This window comes from Sporosarcina psychrophila (assembly GCF_001590685.1).
In the GTDB taxonomy this organism is placed as follows: domain Bacteria; phylum Bacillota; class Bacilli; order Bacillales_A; family Planococcaceae; genus Sporosarcina; species Sporosarcina psychrophila.
The window spans coordinates 1,972,317-1,989,121 of sequence record NZ_CP014616.1 but is presented as its reverse complement, the minus strand read 5'-3'; the positions used below and the strand labels follow the sequence as shown (position 1 = coordinate 1,989,121).

At 38.0% G+C, this 16,805-nt stretch carries 14 protein-coding genes; 1 reads left to right on the top strand and 13 read right to left on the bottom strand.

The genetic code is table 11. The features are described 5' to 3' along the window. Nucleotides 1–231 precede the first annotated feature (231 nt). The 11 genes from AZE41_RS09515 to AZE41_RS09465 all read right to left on the bottom strand — a co-directional run bounded on the left by AZE41_RS09515 (nt 232) and on the right by AZE41_RS09465 (nt 13,175). Nucleotides 232–1,182: a GNAT family N-acetyltransferase gene (locus tag AZE41_RS09515; RefSeq protein ID WP_067208509.1), complete on the bottom strand. Its 951-nt coding sequence runs from the start codon at nt 1,180–1,182 to the stop codon at nt 232–234. A gap of 25 nt (nt 1,183–1,207) precedes the next feature. After that, nucleotides 1,208–2,803, bottom strand: coding sequence for an FAD-dependent oxidoreductase (locus AZE41_RS09510; RefSeq protein ID WP_067208507.1), 1,596 nt, complete (start codon nt 2,801–2,803; stop codon nt 1,208–1,210). A gap of 30 nt (nt 2,804–2,833) precedes the next feature. After that, nucleotides 2,834–4,537 carry an alpha-glucuronidase family glycosyl hydrolase gene (locus AZE41_RS09505; protein WP_082786545.1) on the bottom strand — a complete coding sequence of 568 codons (1,704 nt, stop codon included), beginning with the start codon at nt 4,535–4,537 and terminating at the stop codon, nt 2,834–2,836. A gap of 221 nt (nt 4,538–4,758) precedes the next feature. After that, nucleotides 4,759–5,733, bottom strand: coding sequence for a Gfo/Idh/MocA family protein (locus tag AZE41_RS09500; RefSeq protein WP_067208502.1), 975 nt, complete (start codon nt 5,731–5,733; stop codon nt 4,759–4,761). Continuing rightward, on the bottom strand, nt 5,730–6,449 hold the full coding sequence (locus AZE41_RS09495; protein WP_067208499.1) for a hypothetical protein: 720 nt from the start codon (nt 6,447–6,449) through the stop codon (nt 5,730–5,732). The genes AZE41_RS09500 and AZE41_RS09495 overlap by 4 nt, the downstream gene beginning before the upstream one ends. Nucleotides 6,450–6,465: 16 nt before the next feature. Continuing rightward, nucleotides 6,466–7,308: a sugar phosphate isomerase/epimerase family protein gene (locus AZE41_RS09490; protein ID WP_067208497.1), complete on the bottom strand. Its 843-nt coding sequence runs from the start codon at nt 7,306–7,308 to the stop codon at nt 6,466–6,468. Between the two features lie 28 nt (nt 7,309–7,336). Then, the gene (locus AZE41_RS09485) at nt 7,337–8,896 is read right to left on the bottom strand and encodes an FAD-dependent oxidoreductase (RefSeq protein WP_067208494.1); all 1,560 of its coding nucleotides are present in this window, start codon (nt 8,894–8,896) and stop codon (nt 7,337–7,339) included. After that, complete coding sequence (locus tag AZE41_RS09480) at nt 8,897–9,949, bottom strand: Gfo/Idh/MocA family protein (protein WP_067208491.1); 1,053 nt, start codon at nt 9,947–9,949, stop codon at nt 8,897–8,899. It abuts the gene before it with no gap. Between the two features lie 142 nt (nt 9,950–10,091). Beyond that, complete coding sequence (locus AZE41_RS09475; RefSeq protein WP_067208488.1) at nt 10,092–11,090, bottom strand: zinc-dependent alcohol dehydrogenase; 999 nt, start codon at nt 11,088–11,090, stop codon at nt 10,092–10,094. A gap of 12 nt (nt 11,091–11,102) precedes the next feature. After that, on the bottom strand, nt 11,103–12,158 hold the full coding sequence (locus AZE41_RS09470; RefSeq protein ID WP_197485385.1) for a dihydrodipicolinate synthase family protein: 1,056 nt from the start codon (nt 12,156–12,158) through the stop codon (nt 11,103–11,105). Then, entirely contained in the window at nt 12,159–13,175 is a 1,017-nt protein-coding gene (locus AZE41_RS09465; protein WP_067208486.1) for an NAD-dependent epimerase/dehydratase family protein, read from the bottom strand. 263 nt (nt 13,176–13,438) lie between these two features. Between AZE41_RS09465 and AZE41_RS09460 the strand changes: the two genes are divergently transcribed. Then, a complete protein-coding gene (locus AZE41_RS09460) occupies nt 13,439–14,794 on the top strand; it encodes a GGDEF domain-containing protein (protein WP_067208484.1) in 1,356 nt (451 codons plus the stop codon). A 103-nt stretch (nt 14,795–14,897) separates the two neighbouring features. Here AZE41_RS09460 and AZE41_RS09455 read toward each other — a convergent pair whose 3' ends face one another. Next, entirely contained in the window at nt 14,898–15,812 is a 915-nt protein-coding gene (locus AZE41_RS09455; protein ID WP_067208482.1) for a Gfo/Idh/MocA family oxidoreductase, read from the bottom strand. Between the two features lie 167 nt (nt 15,813–15,979). Next, nucleotides 15,980–16,786 carry a carbohydrate ABC transporter permease gene (locus tag AZE41_RS09450; RefSeq protein ID WP_067208479.1) on the bottom strand — a complete coding sequence of 269 codons (807 nt, stop codon included), beginning with the start codon at nt 16,784–16,786 and terminating at the stop codon, nt 15,980–15,982. Between the last annotated feature and the right edge of the window lie 19 nt (nt 16,787–16,805).

Genomic DNA, 16,805 nt, shown 5'->3' with positions numbered 1-16,805 from the left:
GTTAGCATAACCATACGGGCTATTACGATTAGTTGACTCTCCACTTATTCTTCTCGTGTTTGAAGTGGGAATCTTACTGCCCGTTAATGCGGGATAAAACTTATTTAGGCCACCCCATCGATGTCTGGCCCTATTCAAGAAATGTTTCATAAGCCAATTGGATCACCTGTTCAAACAATTTGGTTTCGTGTTGGCGGACCCCCATTACTCACTACACCTTCTTTAAAATCTTCACTTCAAATCCTTTAAATAAACGCCATATATTTTCCATGGATTAAAGTCTAGTTTTTTATAAAAGTCCACTAAAATTGTCCAATCAATAATGATAGTTTCAGTATTTCGTTCTTGTAAATAAGCTATTGCAGCTTGAACAATCGCTAATCCGTACCCTTGCTTTTGTTCATTCGCATCAATCCCTAATGGACCAATCCCACCGACCTCTTGTTCAAAAAGGGGACTCCAATAAACGTTTTGTGCAATGAATGGCGAGTGGCTATCATTTATTCTACAAAAACCTATGATTTGACCTTTCTTTTTGACGACAACAAATTCTCGTCCATCCCCATTCATTTCAAAGTACTTCATCGTTTCATAGACCCATCTTCCGGGAAAACATCTTTCTAGAAATAAAATTAGATCAACTTCTTCCTCCTTTTTAAGGATTGAAAATACAACTGAATTATCAACAGGTAAGTCATATTTTTTATCCAGGTGATTAATCAAGTCATATGTGTCTACTCTTTTAGTGTAGCCATGTTTTTTCGCCAACTTTTGAGCATTCTTATATTGATCCGGTATACCCGAGAAATAGTGAAAGGGGTCACCACCCAATTGCATCTCCTCAACACCATTTCCTTTTAATTGTGCTTCTGCACGTTTAAGAAGCTTTGTTCCAAGCCCTTTCCCCCGGTGTGCACTGTCTATTAATAACACTTGGATCCACCCCCCTTTAGGATCCATTTTCACGTCTATTGTTTCTTGCCATCGTTTAGCAACTACAAATCCAATCACATGGTCTTGATCATCTACTGCGATATAAGAACCTTCATAGCTAACGTTCACGTCATTGAAACTATTCTGTATAAACAGCTCTTTACGCATCGGAAAATCTACGGCTAATTCTTTATTCCATAACTCTACTAGCTCTTCTAATCTATCGCGTTTCCAAGCAATGATTTTCATCTAGACCCCTCCACTACTGTAATGGTTATTCCTTTCCGAACGTTTCTTCCATTCGTTTAATCGGATCATCCATCATCTCCTCTCCCCATTCGACAACTTGATCCGCCTTTAGAAGTTCCTGTTTCAATTCTTCATAATCTACATTTTGGACAGCTATTTCATGTTTATAGGCAAGAGCTGCCGCCGTTCCTGCTGTCTGCCCAAGAATCATAAATATCGGCTCCATTCGAATCGAACCATAAGCAATATGTGAACTTGATAAGCAAACGGGAACAAGTAAATTCGTACATTCCTCAAACTTTGGACGAATGGAACGATACGAAATCGCATAAGGAGCAATTGGTACTTGAACATCTCCCTCATTCACACACCTGCCATCAATCACGACACGTCGGCAGTTATGAGAATCCATATGGAATGATGCCAAACCGATCGGATCATCAACAAATGTCTGCTTTAGACAATTATGATCTGTCATGACATGATCAGAAATCATTCTTCTTCCTTCACGGATATACAACTGATGTGGCCAGTTTCCCGTTTTTTCAAATTCATCTTTCGGTAATCCCCAGGCAGCTACTTCCTCACGGATTTCTACTGGTACACGTAAATCATTAGCTAAAAAGTACAACATCCCCAAATCATAATTCAAATGATCTTGAAAAATCTCCTCACGTCTATGATAACTACCTTCAGGCCAGTCATAATTCATCCCAAGATTGTCCGTCGAAATGGCGCCATAATTATTTAAATCGGATTTTCCGTTTGGCAACATCGTGTGAAGGTTCATCGCATCCCAAACACCCGCTTGAACATAACGAAGTAGAAGCTGGTATCGATCTGCTTCATAATATGGTGGCTTTGGAAATGGAGTACGATTCTTTCGTTCCTTCGTCAAGCAAATCCGAAAATTATACGCTTGAATTCGATGATCTCCTTGCCCTTGATAACCTAACTGTTTGGGATCATCTTCTGTAATTCCCGGCAACAAACCACTCTCTGCCTCCCCCTCCACAACATAAGGATCAATCCACTTTTCAAATTTATGATGCGGTGCTCCAAATTGGACGCCATTATAAATCTCTTGATACGTTGCATTTGATTCTCGTCCAACAAAATAACTAACATCTGATTTAGCTAATAAATCACCTTCATAACTACAATCCATAAAGACTTTCCCTTTATAGCGAGACCCATTTTCCATTATAATTTCAATGATTGCCCCATTCTCTTTACTTACCTCTGCTAGATGTTGGTTTAAATAAACCGGGATATCATAATCTTTCATCCATTTATCAAATACATACTGAGCCGCCTTCGGTTCGAATTTCCATTGTTTCTCTTTTCGGTAGTACTTCGCGATTTCATTATAAAATTCTCTTGAAAGACCACCAACAGCATTTTCAGCGCCAAGATCTGTAGCTCCTAATCCGCTCGCAGTCATCCCACCAATATTTCTGCTAAACTCAATGATTGCTACAGTGAGACCCATTCTTGTCGCTTGAATAGCTGCCGTTATTCCCGCTGGTGTTCCTCCGTATATAATCAGGTTTTTTTCAATTAACGTTGGCTTGTTGACTTTTTTTGTTGGTACATAATAATGCAGATTACTAAAATCCATAAGTAAAACCTCCGTATATTCTGTTAGGCTTTATTGTTCTTCTTTTAATGCCCATGCAGTTGAATAAATCTCGGTTCCTTTTTTTAAATAATAGAAGTAGATCGACATCATTTCTTTTGTTGTAAATGATTTAAAATTATCCTTTGTCTGAATGACAAGTAATGATTCAGTCTCCGTTATATCCAGCTTCGCCAAATGCTCATATACATCGCGTAAATAGGAAGGTATCTTTAATTGACTCATCGGCTCACGGACTTTTTCTGGATCCACTACTCGAGCAGGAAAAAGTGGTGCATTCCACTTCGTATGCTGTGATAAAAGTTTTTCTAATTCGAGCAGCATCTCATGAAATGCTGCTTTATCCTCATTAAAAACAGTGAAATATTCTTCTGCAATCACTTCATATTTTTCACCCCAGGCAATCCTTGTGTATACGTAATTATTAAAATGGTGAATCCATTTCCAGGGGTAGTTAACCTCTAGCTCTGGATAGTGTTGTTTTTGATGCGTTGGTACAATTAAATTTAATACACCGTTTATAGTCAATTGTTTATAATCATGTAAATCTTGCTGTATTCTCATAAGAAGTGGCGGGAAGAGCTCCGTTAACATAAAATGATCACTATAGTACTCAAGAACTGTTAACGATTTCCCGCATTTTTTCGTTTGCTCATTCCAGTCTTGCAATGTTTGATAGGCTCTAACTTGCCTAGAATCACTTGAATTTATGGCTGATGAATAATCCCTTCCCCAATAGGCATATAACACATCGACTTGATCAGATGCTTCTGTTTGTTTTTCCCTTTCCAGCATGTTCCAAGACAACCCAGCATTGTACACAATATATTCTACTTCTACGTGTAATCCTTTTTTATCAAGCGCTTCTTTCATTTTTTCAGTAAATCGAATATATGTCGGTAAAAATCCACTCGCGTTTTTCTCGTCAATTCCGATATCTTCAGGCCACAACGATATTCTAGTAATCACTTTGTTTTCCAAACAGATAGCGACTATTTTTTGAATGACTTTATCCTGAAGATATGTATTTTCAGCAAAGAACTTTAGTTTCTCTTCTTGCTTGAGCATATTCTCGTTCGTATCCTTTTGTATCTCTCTAAGCAAGTAACTTAAACTATGACCGCCTAACGTCACTTGAACATCTCTTTTACGTAACGCAGAAGTTACGTATGATTTAACCTCATTCCATAAGAAGAACGTGAAGAAATATTCATTTTGTCCGTTTTTAACTCCCCAATCTATGAGGGTATTGATATAGCCGGGATCATTAATGGTTTCAATAATATTTCCACGTCTAGCAAACATCGGTTCATGGATATATAGTTCTTCTTTCTTTGGTGAATGAGGGTTAACGATTGTTTCTTTGTCCAAATCAATCCACTGGTAACCAAACTGCTTTTTACAATACATATAAACACCATAGAGAATAGAACGGGGCTCATTCCCAATAATCCACATATCATGCTCTGATCTAATCAATGCAAAACCATCATCATTTAGTATGATTGTTTTTCTCATATCCTTCAAAGAATGATATTCGTTTGTTGTTAGCAGGATAACTCTATTCATGTTTTTATTAAGTGCAGTGAATTCCGCCTGGGCATCGATTGTACTTTCATGTCCTACTTCTCTCATTAACCTTCTTAACTCTTCAACAGCGAACAAAACCGTTTCGTGATTATTCCAGTAAATAATTTTGTCTATGATTAACAACACCTTTCTTAAATATAGAAGTTGAAATAAAGATTCCCTTCAAATCCGCTACGGCGCTAGGGGATGTCTCCCGCACTCCCCCTTGTAAAGCGCCTTCACTCAGTTGATATAGTTATTCATTTGTTCAATATATAATGGAAGGTTTTACCCCTTTTCCATCAAACAACAAAAGGACACTACAGCTTCCTATCATAATTGACGAAAACTAGTGCCCTTATTAGTGTCTATAACCTAATCGCCTTTTTAAATTTACTTGATTCATAGGCCGCCAATGAAACCTCTAATGATTTCAGTCCGTCATAACCTGTGATAGAAGGTTCTCTTCCTTCTTTTACACAGTTGATAAAATCATTTATTAATCCAAAGTCCATATCGTTTCCATAAAAAACATGTTGCAATGATTTTTCTCCACTGCTGAACATCCTAATATGTTCTTTTAATGCATCTACTTTCACTGTTTGCTTTGTCCCAATCACTTCAATCGTTACATCCCCCCATGTTGGGTACTCTGTAAAACGGGACCAACTTGCATCATGAGAAGCAATCACGCCGTTTTCAAATTCTAGTGTGAGAAGACCAGCATCATCAATAGCAATATCATGAAAATAGGAATCAATAATTGCATTGACCTCCGTTACTTCTACATTTAAATACCAGCGCATGATATCGACCATATGTACGGTATGATCTAATACAGCACCACCACCAGATTGTCCTTCATCAATAAACCAGTCACCAGGATTCTGCCCCCGATTGGTTGTCCGGAAAGCTATAATATCACCAAGTTCTCCGTTATCAATCATTTCTTTTACTTGTTGAATCGGTGAGCTAAAGCGTACAGGGTAAGCAATTTGCAAAATAACAGCATGATCTTTACATACCTGAATCATTTCCTTAGCATCTCTAAGATTCGTTGCAATTGGTTTTTCACAGAGGATATGTTTCTTTGCTTTCGCGGCATTTACAACCATTTCTTTGTGACGATTGTTTTCACTGCAAATAATAACAGCATCCATTTCCAATGCTAAAAATTCTGCTTGGTCAGTGTAGTGGTCCGTATTATATGTTTTGGCGACTTCTTGGCCCCTTTCAATATCTTCATCAAAGATGCCCACTAACTCAACGTTCGGTAATCTCTTTACGCCATCCGCATAACTGTATGCATGCATATGTGCAAAACTCATCATGCCAACCTTCATGAATGAGCACCTCCATTGAATAGGTTACTAAAATAATTCAATCGATTAACGAGCACCTGATCTACTTTCTGAGCTGTTGCTAAAATGGCATCGACCGAATAGGCTAATGGTAGAGACGCCTTACTTCCTTGCTGAATCGATCTCATCTGATCACTATCAAATTCTAAGATCGTTTTAATTCCGCTCCATTCAAGCTCTATTCGCTCCTGATTAGTCACTGTATATTCAATATGCGCCATTGTTCCTCCACCAAAATCCATCAAAATAATCGTATGTACTGGAATCACAGTTTGATCCGTTTGTTTTACTTGAATACGTTGAGGCTCCCCAAGTAATGACGATAATACATATAAGTCACCAGTGAACAATGAGTTATTTTCATATTGATTCACCATGCGTCTAAAACGAAAAACGCCTTTAGGTTTTTCTTCTTTATCGATCATCCCTTTTACTTTTTGATAAAATGGATAGTTTTCTAAATCAAAATACACATGCCATCCTAGACTTTGATGGTCAACTGTTAATTCAGTGAATGGAATATAAACTTCATTTCCGGCATCCGCTATAATTCCCATATACTCTTCAGAAACAGGTAACACATATATAGTATCTTCATAAGTAGTATTATTTAATTGTTCAACAGACTCTATTAGAATTACATTTTCAACTGTATTACGAAAGTCGAGTTTCTCTAAGCTAGCAAATACAATTTTCATGATTACTTTCAACTCCCTATCTCAATAGGTTTCTTAAACGATTAACCGCTTCTTCATTAGCCATTTTCGCGTCGTCATGTCCTTCATATTCAATAGATAACCAACCATCATAATTCGAATTTTTTAATCCATTTACAATATAAGCGAGATCCACTTCACCATCACCTGGAATAACCCCGATTAGTTCCACCCCTTCTGATGAACGAAAGCCACGAAGTGACTCATTTTCTACTTTTTCACGAAAATCTTTAAAATGAACATGAACAATTTCATCTTTCAACCGCTTAAATGCTTCTGTCGGCTTTTCATGGACAAGCAAAAAATTCCCCGTATCAAACGTCGATTTTACAAAAGGACTATTCACCGCCTTTATAATCTCGCTTACTTGCTTACTCTTACCGGCTAATAAGCCATGATTTTCAATAGCTAAATAGATTCCCTCTTTTTCAGCTATTTCTGCACATTTCTTCAAACCTTCTATAATCCAGGCCGATCCATTTTCATATGTTAAGTCACCTTGGATATCGCCACAAAATACGCGAACAATTGTCGTTCCAAGTTTTTTCGCAACTTGAATACCGTGTAAAACCTTTGCCACTTCTTCAGCACGTTCTTCAACTGCTTCTTTCACAAAATTATTCGTGATATCATATGCAGACACTTGTAAATTATAGCTTTTCAATGCGGTAAGTACTTCTCCGATTTCTTCGTCTTTTTCGTCCTTATTCGTCCAATAAATATCGAGCAATTCCACCCCTTCCGTTGAAATACTGCTGGCATAGTCAATGAAATCGACAATCGACCAGTTTTCCTTCCGGATAGTGGATGCCAAGCTATACATACTTACACTAATATTCATGCGATCCCTCCACGTCGATTGACTTTCACTAACGATAAAATTCTGCTGGCCACTCTAATTCAAAACCATCTGCTCTTAGCTGATCTTGAAACTCTGATAACAACAGTTTATTTTCACGAACTGTTTTGGGATCTGTGTTGTTCTTCATACAAAATGCAACTAATGCACCGCATGCCTCCCCTATATTCCACTCTGTTGGATGAAGGCGATAGCAACCGTTTGTTATATGTGTTGTTCCAATATTTTTACTACCTGCTAACAGGTTATCTGTATCTTTCGGAATCAGCGCACCTAAAGGGATATGGAAGGGTAACGCTTTTATATCTAGATAGGTTCTCCCGGTCATACTTGGATGTAAATCGATGCTATATGAGCCAATCCCTATACGATCAACATATAACTTTCCTGTCTTTCCTTCATTAAAATCAGGTGAAACATCCTGCTCTACGATTGTGTATTCCGCTTTGATCCGTCTCGATTCCCTAATATAGGCTGCTTTTGCTAAGCCATCTTCAGTTGCGAATAGATCTTTACGAAGTTTCAACCCTGGATATCCTTTACTGCCATCAGGCCGCGGCGCTTCGGTTTGTAACCAATACAAAAGGGACAAGCTTAACTGTTTTGCTTGATAGATATGTTTCTCTTTTTCTACATCGGGCACATCGTAAATGTTACCTAAGAAATAATCACTTTGTGGCCAATTCATTAAGCTGACATCACCAGCATCGACTGGCGTATTAAACTGTTGCTTATCAAAGCTACGTCGGTATTCCCAAAGAGGGAAGCCTGTTTCTTCACGAAAAAGCGTATATTCTCTTTTCTCTTTCGTAATCGGATGTGGCGCAAAAAAGCTTAAATAGTTATCGGGCCATATAGCTGGATGGAATTCTTTCCAAAACTCGTACATCTCCGGCTTCGGTATCGTATGATTTTCTCCTAGCCGGTATTCCATACCAAGTACATATGTGAATGCTTGAATATCGTCAGAATCGGCTACTTTCATTGCATGCGGTTCATGTGTATCTGCTTTCGCTTCCGCACCTGTTACGTAATCGACAGCTGCTAACGGCAATAGATCCCCAGCTTCTGTAGCATCGATGAAATAGGGTGCAGTAACCACTTCTTCTTTTCCAGTTACAGTATTTTTATAGGTTACGCTAGTTAATGTTCTGCCATTTCTTTCAACCGAGGTAGCTACCGTGTTCAATACAATCGTAAGCTGGCTAGTTAAGACATATGGCAGGAGCATTTCATTCAATACATGTAGACTGACTCTCGGATCATGGCAAATGCTACTGACCAAACCATTCCCCGGATTAAATAGTGTTTTAGTAACTTTTACATCCATTGTTCGTAAATAAGTGTCTCGAACTTTTTTACGATAGTCTTGGTATCTCTTCGTTGAACCAAATTCTTCAATCCATTGATGTTCATCAGGCGGCACCCCTTGCGAAGTGACTTGACCACCGATCCAGTCGGTTTCTTCTGTTAACAAGACGTGTAATCCATTGGCACATGCCGATAACGCTGCTGCACAACCACCAAGTCCACCACCTATGATGACAACATCTTTATCCACCGTTTTCATTTATAAATATACTTCTTTGCCTGTTTTTGCTGACTCATAGACGGCATTCAACATTCTCATGATTTGCACACCATCAGCAACAGGTGCAATGGTTTCTTTTCCTTCTTTACAACAGTCAACGAAATGATTGATTTCGTTTTTAAAGGCTTTTTCAAAATCGAAGCTCAAATTATCAACTTGTGGTGTAACATTTAAAATCGTGTTGCTTTTCTCCGTTACCATCACTAATTTCGGTTCAATTTCTGCTCCACCTTTTTCACCAAACAATTTAACGTATAATTCATCCTCTTTGGCATGAAGTGTAAAGCTAACATCTACAAACAAAGAGGCTCCATTGTCAAACCGAATGAGTGCATTTGCTAAATCTTCCACATCATTTAATGCAGGGTCGTAATCAGCTGCTTGGTAGAACGATAGATTTTGTATATGGCTACGATTGCCTAACTTTGAATATGTATTACCACTAACTGAGACAGGTTGTGGTTTCCCCATCAGATACCAACAGATGTCAATCATATGGACACCTAAATCAATAAGCGGCCCACCACCAGATTTCGACTGATCGCTAAACCAGCCACCAGGATTTCCCAGCCTTCTTAAACAGGAAGCCTTGGCGTAATAAATTTCACCAAGTTCATCTTGTTCAATAAATTGCTTGAGTAGCTTTGTATTGTCTCCATGACGTCTGACAAACCCAACTTGTAGTACTTTACCGGACTTCTTAACCGCCGCTTCGACAGCTAATGCTTGTGCAACAGTCATAGATAATGGCTTCTCAACCAAAACATGCTTACCTGCTTCCAATGCCGCAATTGCAATCACTGCATGTGTGTTATTCCACGTACAAATACTAACCGCATCAATTTCCGGATTTTGCAATAACTCTTCATAGTTACTATATAGTTCAGTGACACTATAGCGCTCACCAACTTTGGCTAGACGCTGTTCATTGCTATCACATAACGCCACTAACTCTACTCCATCGTTTTTCATATATGGAATAATATGAAACTCGGAAATAGAACCTCCTCCAATTACACCAACTTTCAACATAGACATAACTCCCTTCTATATAATAGGAATAGTACGCGATGAAATAGTAAAATTATTCAAAATACTAATTATATAAACTGAATAAAGGCGCCTTACAAGGGATAGCCGTAGCGGATTTGATGGGAATCTTTACTTCGGCTTATTAATAGTTAATAATCTTCGTCAATGTCGTTGACTTTTTATTGAACAACTCATCATAAGCAGCTGGTGCATCCTGAAAATCAACTTCATCCGTTAAAAATGATTGGACATTAATCCGCTTGTCATTTACTAAACGTAAGTACTCTGCCACATTTCTTCCCTCTGTCCAGCGAACGTAACCGTATGGATAATCGATTGCCTGTTTCTCATAAACTTGGTCATATCGTCCTGGCCCACCAGCGCGTGAAATAAGTATTTGCGCTTCCTTCGCAAACAGTAAATTTCTAGGAAAGTCCGGTTCAATGTCACCGACAATTACGACTTTTCCTTGATGTCGAATCCACTCTAAACTTTGATTTGTCAGCGATGAACCTTTACCACCCGCACATAATAGAACCGCATCTGCCCCATATTTTTTCGTACATTTCTCGATTTCGCTTTCCATCTCTGGGATAGTAGAAAAAGAACGAATACTCGTTTCTTCATGAAGCATTGCGGATCTTTCTGCTTGAATATCGAAAGCAATCACATTATATGCAGCAGCATTGGCTATTTTAGCGATCATTTGACCAAGCAGTCCTAGGCCAATAATAACAATTGTTTCCCCGAATTCTAGTTTTGCAATCCTTAGTGCATGTATTGCAATCGCACCAATTCCTGCTAAAGCTGCTTCCTTTGCCTCCACGCCAGACGGAACCTTTGCACATAATGTCGTTGGAACTAATAGACAGTCAGAATGCCCTACATATGGAGCACCATAACAGGCAACAATATCCCCTTTTTGATAATCTTCCACACCTTCACCACACTCCATAACAACACCAACCGCACTATAGCCTAATGTGATATCTCTATCCTCACTAATTCCAATCAAGCTTAGTTCAGTCCCAGGTGAAATGACCGAGTGCAGTGTTTTAATTAATAGATAGGAAGGTTTAATCGCCGGTTTCATACACTTAACAATATGAACATTTTGATTTCTCGTGACAATTGATTTCATTTCATCCGCTCCTTACTCTTTAAACCATTTGTCTAAGTTTTCTTTCACAAAAGCATCATCATGTAAATGCGGATAATCGACATACACACGATCTATTTCCTCCGATTGATTTGGGCTTAATTTTTCTTTATCAAGTAAGCACCAACGACCTTTCAACAGCCCTTGTCTTGCCAACACTTCATTAATACCTGCAATGCTCCCTTTAAATTGATTATTCGGGTCAAAAAAAGCAGCGTTTGCATCGGTTATTTCTTGCCCTAAGGTTAATAATTCGCTTGGAATGTCCTCTTTAGATCGAATGTTTTTTATCTTATTAAACATATCTACTGTTGTTTTCGTCCAGACTGACCAATGCCCAAGTAGCCCCCCGACAATCTGTTTCTCTATCTTTTTACCGTCTACATCAATACGGTAGGTCGTTAACAAGTCATTAACGATATTGTCATCATTTCCAGTGTAAATAGCTATTTCTTCATTTCTTTTGGAATGGCAAACCGCTCGAATCACATCGTGAGATTGATATCGATTAAAAGGTGCGATCTTTATGCCATGAACATTCGGTATATCAGCAAGCTTCCTCCAAAAATCATAGGAAAGAATCCGGCCCCCTACCGCCGGCTGCAAGTAAAATCCAATAACCGGGATAATCTCAGCAATTTTTTCAGTCCGATCAAGTAGCTCTTCCTCAGAAGCGTTGTGTAAACCTCCCATACTTAGCAATCCAAGGTCATAGCCAATCGCTTTTATAAATTCCGCCTCATTAATCGCCTGTTCTATGGGACCACTAATTCCGCCAATTTTTATGAATGAATCGGGAACTAGTGCCTTCCTCATCTCTTCAATCGCAAGGGTTAATACTTTTTCAAATAAACTAAACTGCGGATCACGAATTTCAAACTGAGTTGTATGGACACCAACTGCTACCCCACCCACACCTGCATCAATATAATAGCGAGTAAGTGCGCGCTGACCGGCTTCATCTAGTTGCCGTTCTTCTGTTAGGGCTAATGGATGCGCCGGAATAACAGTTCCCTCAAGTAATTGTTTTTTCACAGCAGGATTCAACATTTAAAATGCTCCTTTTCGTTCTTGAAAATGGGTTGGTTTATTATATGTTTCTCCATTATTCACTAACCACTCTGCCGTCATATCAATCATTTGTTGAAGTGTTACTTTTGGATAGCCAAATAACCGATGCGCTTTGGAAGCATTATTTAACAATGCTGTCGGCTGTTCTTCATTGTCATATATAGGTTTCTTATCAAATCGCGTTCCAAATTCTTCAGCCAACCAACGGACTGAAATAGTCTCCGGTCCAGTCACATTCATTATTTTCGGTGGAGTATCACAATGTAGCAAGGACCGTACTGCGTATTCGTTTGCATCTCCTTGCCAAATTACGTTTACACTCCCCATTGTTAAATCAATAGTTTTACCTTCTAAAACTTGTTGAGCGATTTCTACTAACACTCCATATCTCATATCAATTGCATAATTTAGTCGAAATAGAAGCAGTGGCGTTTCATTTTTACGAGAAAAGTTTGTTAGGATACGCTCTCTCCCTAAACAAGATTGTGCATACTCACCAATCGGACTAACAGCTGTCTCTTCAGAACAATTACCACTCACCACACTCGTCAGTGGATAAATATTACCAGATGAAAATGCAACGATACGTGAATTTTTAAACTTATTTGCAATCCTACCCGGTAAATAAGCATTCATTGCCCATGTGAAATGTTCATTGCCAGCAGTTCCAAATTTATTCCCTGCCATTAAAATAATATTTTTTACATCCGGGAGTGATTGTAGTTGCTCATCATTTAGTAAATCAACAGCGATTGTTTCAATTCCAAAGTCCTCTAACTCTTCTTTTAAACTGCCATTTGAAAACCGAGAAACGCCAATCACCTTCTTATCCAAACCCGCTTCATCAATCGCCCGTTTCGTCATCTTCGCTAATGTTGGTCCCATTTTTCCACCAATACCTAAAATTATGATATCACCATCTACTAATCTAAGATCATTGATTAGTTCCGTTGATGGTTTCGTCATAAGATCTTCAAGCTCTGCAATTGTCTTCATTTCAACACTCCCTATTTTCATTTAATAAAAACTAGTTATCTGATACTTCTAAATTGCTATTCAATAGTATTGTATGTAGACTTTCATTAAAAGACAAGTCTTATTTGAGTCCTTTTATGTCGAATTTCTTTTATCATGCATTAGCGCTGTTATTTCTCATTTTTGACAGAATTACTAGAAGAAAGTATTATAAACAAAACATTAGGTTAAGAGACACTATCCCGTTATTTCACTTTTCTACAACGATAAGGAGGGAACTATTTATGCATAGAAAGAATAATGTACAAGATAATTCAGATATTAATATCGGTATCATCGGGCCAAAAGCACTTGTCGATCAAACACGGGAAACACTGAAAACGTTTCCAAACTTTAAACCTGTTTTTCGAATCATCGAACCTACTAGTCTTATCACAGAAATAACTAGGGAATTAATGAACGATGTCGAAGTATTAATGTTTACTGAATATCACTCATATAACATCGTCAAACAAGTTGTCGATTTTATGATCCCTGTGCATCATATGCCATTAATGGGCACTGGACTTTACAGGTCATTATTTATCATTAAAAGTAGGTACAGTTTAAAATGCCTGTCCATTGATACAGTTGAAGAAAAGTATGTTGAACAAATTTTATCAGAACTTGAAGAAGTCAATTATGAACTTCTTATCTATAAAAACCCTTTACAAAGTACAATCATTGAGGAAATAGTACAATTCCATATTGACAATTATCAGAACTATAATGCAATTGCACTTACAGGGATTCAGGACGTAGCGATTCAATTATCTGCTCGTCATATTCCCCATGAATGGGTAACACCTACTCAACAGGATATGATCGTTTCTTTGGAACGAGCCCTCTTAGCAACGAATACACGAAGAAATAAAGAATCGCAAATTGTTTTCGGTTTAATTAATATAGACAATTTCAAAGGTGTAACGGAAAAATATTCTTCTGAGCATGATGTTCAATTATTAAAATTAACTATCCAACAAATGCTACTTGATTATATTAAACTGCTTGATGGGCATCTAATCAATTTAGGTGGAGAAGAATATTCATTCATTACCACCCGCGGTATTTTCGAACGTGAAACAAGGGGCTATAAATTCATTCCCTTACTCCAAGATATTAAAAATGAACTTGGCATTACGATAAGTCTTGGTGTCGGCTTTGGCCGTACCGCTGCCGAAGCAGGCAATCACGCACGATTAGCGCTCCGTCAATCAAAAGATTTAGGTGGAAACGTTTGCTATATTGTTCGTGAAGATCGCAGTGTCTTGGGGCCTGTCGATATAACAAGCCATAAACAATATGAAAGATATAATTTAGCCATTACAGACCCACATTTGTTAGATAAAGCTGAAAAGGCCGGGATGTCAGCTTCCTATATGACAAAATTAATGGCACGCGTTTCTAGGCATAAAAAAATTGATTATACTGCCCAAGAATTAGCTTCGACATTAAATGTAACCATTAGGAGCGCCAACCGAATTCTATTAAAATGGATGGATGCTGAACTGGTTGATATTGTTGGCGAAGAAAAATTATCGCACAAAGGAAGGCCCCGTCGTATTTATCGACTAAGCTTTATTGAGGAAGAGCAAAGATAACAAACAACTTTATAAGTCGATGGGAAAATCACTGTATTTTTCATCGGCTTTCATTTGACTACTAAAACCTCAGCTCTGAAAGATATAGTATTTTCACTGTTTGTTAAATAATTATTGTTTTTCTATAATGACTACTTTCGTTAGCCGCCTCAACGAAACGGATAACCTCTTTTGTTTCACTTAAAGGAACCCTCGAAATTCCATCGTGAAAAAAATCCATAATTTGCTCCAATAAACTAGCGTAATAAGGTTTTTGGTATAAATTAATATCGACATATTCGGTACCATTCTCAAAGTGAATCAATGCGCCAAACTGAGCATTTCCTTTTCGATTACCTCTAACCGTTCCTATACGCCCATCCTTCCAAATGCCTGTAATAACGTCATGTTCTTTTTCTGTTATGGTCGTTACCGACTTTGCGCCTTGACCTAGAATAGTAAACAGCATCTCTATCATATGAATCCCATACCAGAAAAAGCCTTGTTGTTTATCCAGTAGTTCCATTGGTCCAAAACAATCAGCACCTATAACACTTCCTCTATCCGAATTTCTAAGAACGTTTGTTAAATTTTCTGCATAACGAAGCGCAGATGTACTCATAATGGGTGTCTGATTGCCCTCAGCTAATTGAATCATGGCGATAGCAACTTTTGAACTTAGACTAAAAGGTTTATCGATAAAAATAGGTTTTTTAAACGCAACAAGCTTTTGTAATTGCTCATGATGCACTGCCCCATCGACTGATTCCAACAAAATCGCATCACTTTCATGCGCAACTTCCTCAATAGAATCCACGATTTCAACATCAAAGCTATCCCTGAGTTCTCTGGTAAAGCCGTCAATCCGGGACATGCTAAGCTCGAAATTAGGTGATCCTCCTGGAAAAGCAATCACTACTTTTCCACCTTGCACATGGTATCTTTTGCTCGGATCATTTAATAACTTAGTAAATGCCAACACATGCGATGTATCTAGCCCAATAATGCCGATTTTTAAAGTACAAACGGTATCCTCCACTCCTTTCTAATCATTTTTACCTATATAAGTTGAACAAATGAATACCTTATATACACTGAGCGAAGACGCTTTACAAGAGGCAGCTAAATCTCTAAGACTAGCGGCGAAACTGCTTGGCTTATGACAGAAGGCATCCTTTAGAGCCGAAGCTTATTCAGTGGGACAGTTTATTTCAATCCTGACATTTGAATTCCTTCCGTAAAGTAACGCTGGAAGAATAGGAATATGAGGAAAGTCGGTATAAAAGAAACTGTCGAACCAGCCATTTCAATACCAAAGTTCCCTTCTTTCCCAAGCATTGAAGCTAAACCAAGCGTCACTGGGAACATTTTCTCTTGCGTTAAGTAAATCAGTGGTTGGAATAAATCATTCCAGTTTGAAATAAATGAAAATGTTCCCACTGTAGCTACAACAGGTATCGAAAGTGGCAAAATGACTTTGAAAAATATTTGTATATCATTCGCCCCGTCAATATATGCAGCTTCTTCCAAATCATTCGGTATATTTTGTAGAAATTGTCTAACTAAAAATACACCCATAATTCCCCATAACTCCGGAACAATCAATGCCCAATAAGTATTTATCCAACCGAAATCAGAAAACATAATGAATTTAGGTATAATTAATAGTTGCTGCGGAATCATGATAACTGCCATGAAAACCCAAAATACGATTTCTCGTCCTGGGAATTTCTTCTTCGCAAAAATATAGCCTAAAACCGCACAAAATATCATTTGACTCGCTACTGGAATGACGGTAATAATAACAGAGTTGAAAATCCATCTGATAAATATTCCGTCTCTCATTATATATAAATAGTTTTTCATTGTAGGATGGTCCGGTATCCAGAATAATGGATCTAATTGTGCATATTGAACATCCTTAAAAGATCCTAAAATCATAATAAGAAACGGCAATAGAAAACAAAATCCCAAAACAATTAACGCTATATACGAGATCATTTTTTTAAGCATTTTTTCAATCTCCTTTCTG

Excerpts from the sequence above, each read along its gene's own strand:
- AZE41_RS09515 (WP_067208509.1), bottom strand. The coding sequence starts at position 1,182 with ATGAAAATCATTGCTTGGAAACGCGATAGATTAGAAGAGCTAGTAGAG.
- AZE41_RS09510 (WP_067208507.1), bottom strand. The coding sequence starts at position 2,803 with ATGGATTTTAGTAATCTGCATTATTATGTACCAACAAAAAAAGTCAAC.
- AZE41_RS09500 (WP_067208502.1), bottom strand. The coding sequence starts at position 5,733 with ATGAAGGTTGGCATGATGAGTTTTGCACATATGCATGCATACAGTTAT.
- AZE41_RS09495 (WP_067208499.1), bottom strand. The coding sequence starts at position 6,449 with ATGAAAATTGTATTTGCTAGCTTAGAGAAACTCGACTTTCGTAATACA.
- AZE41_RS09490 (WP_067208497.1), bottom strand. The coding sequence starts at position 7,308 with ATGAATATTAGTGTAAGTATGTATAGCTTGGCATCCACTATCCGGAAG.
- AZE41_RS09485 (WP_067208494.1), bottom strand. The coding sequence starts at position 8,896 with ATGAAAACGGTGGATAAAGATGTTGTCATCATAGGTGGTGGACTTGGT.
- AZE41_RS09480 (WP_067208491.1), bottom strand. The coding sequence starts at position 9,949 with ATGTTGAAAGTTGGTGTAATTGGAGGAGGTTCTATTTCCGAGTTTCAT.
- AZE41_RS09475 (WP_067208488.1), bottom strand. The coding sequence starts at position 11,090 with ATGAAATCAATTGTCACGAGAAATCAAAATGTTCATATTGTTAAGTGT.
- AZE41_RS09470 (WP_197485385.1), bottom strand. The coding sequence starts at position 12,158 with ATGTTGAATCCTGCTGTGAAAAAACAATTACTTGAGGGAACTGTTATT.
- AZE41_RS09465 (WP_067208486.1), bottom strand. The coding sequence starts at position 13,175 with ATGAAGACAATTGCAGAGCTTGAAGATCTTATGACGAAACCATCAACG.
- AZE41_RS09460 (WP_067208484.1), top strand. The coding sequence starts at position 13,439 with ATGCATAGAAAGAATAATGTACAAGATAATTCAGATATTAATATCGGT.
- AZE41_RS09450 (WP_067208479.1), bottom strand. The coding sequence starts at position 16,786 with ATGCTTAAAAAAATGATCTCGTATATAGCGTTAATTGTTTTGGGATTT.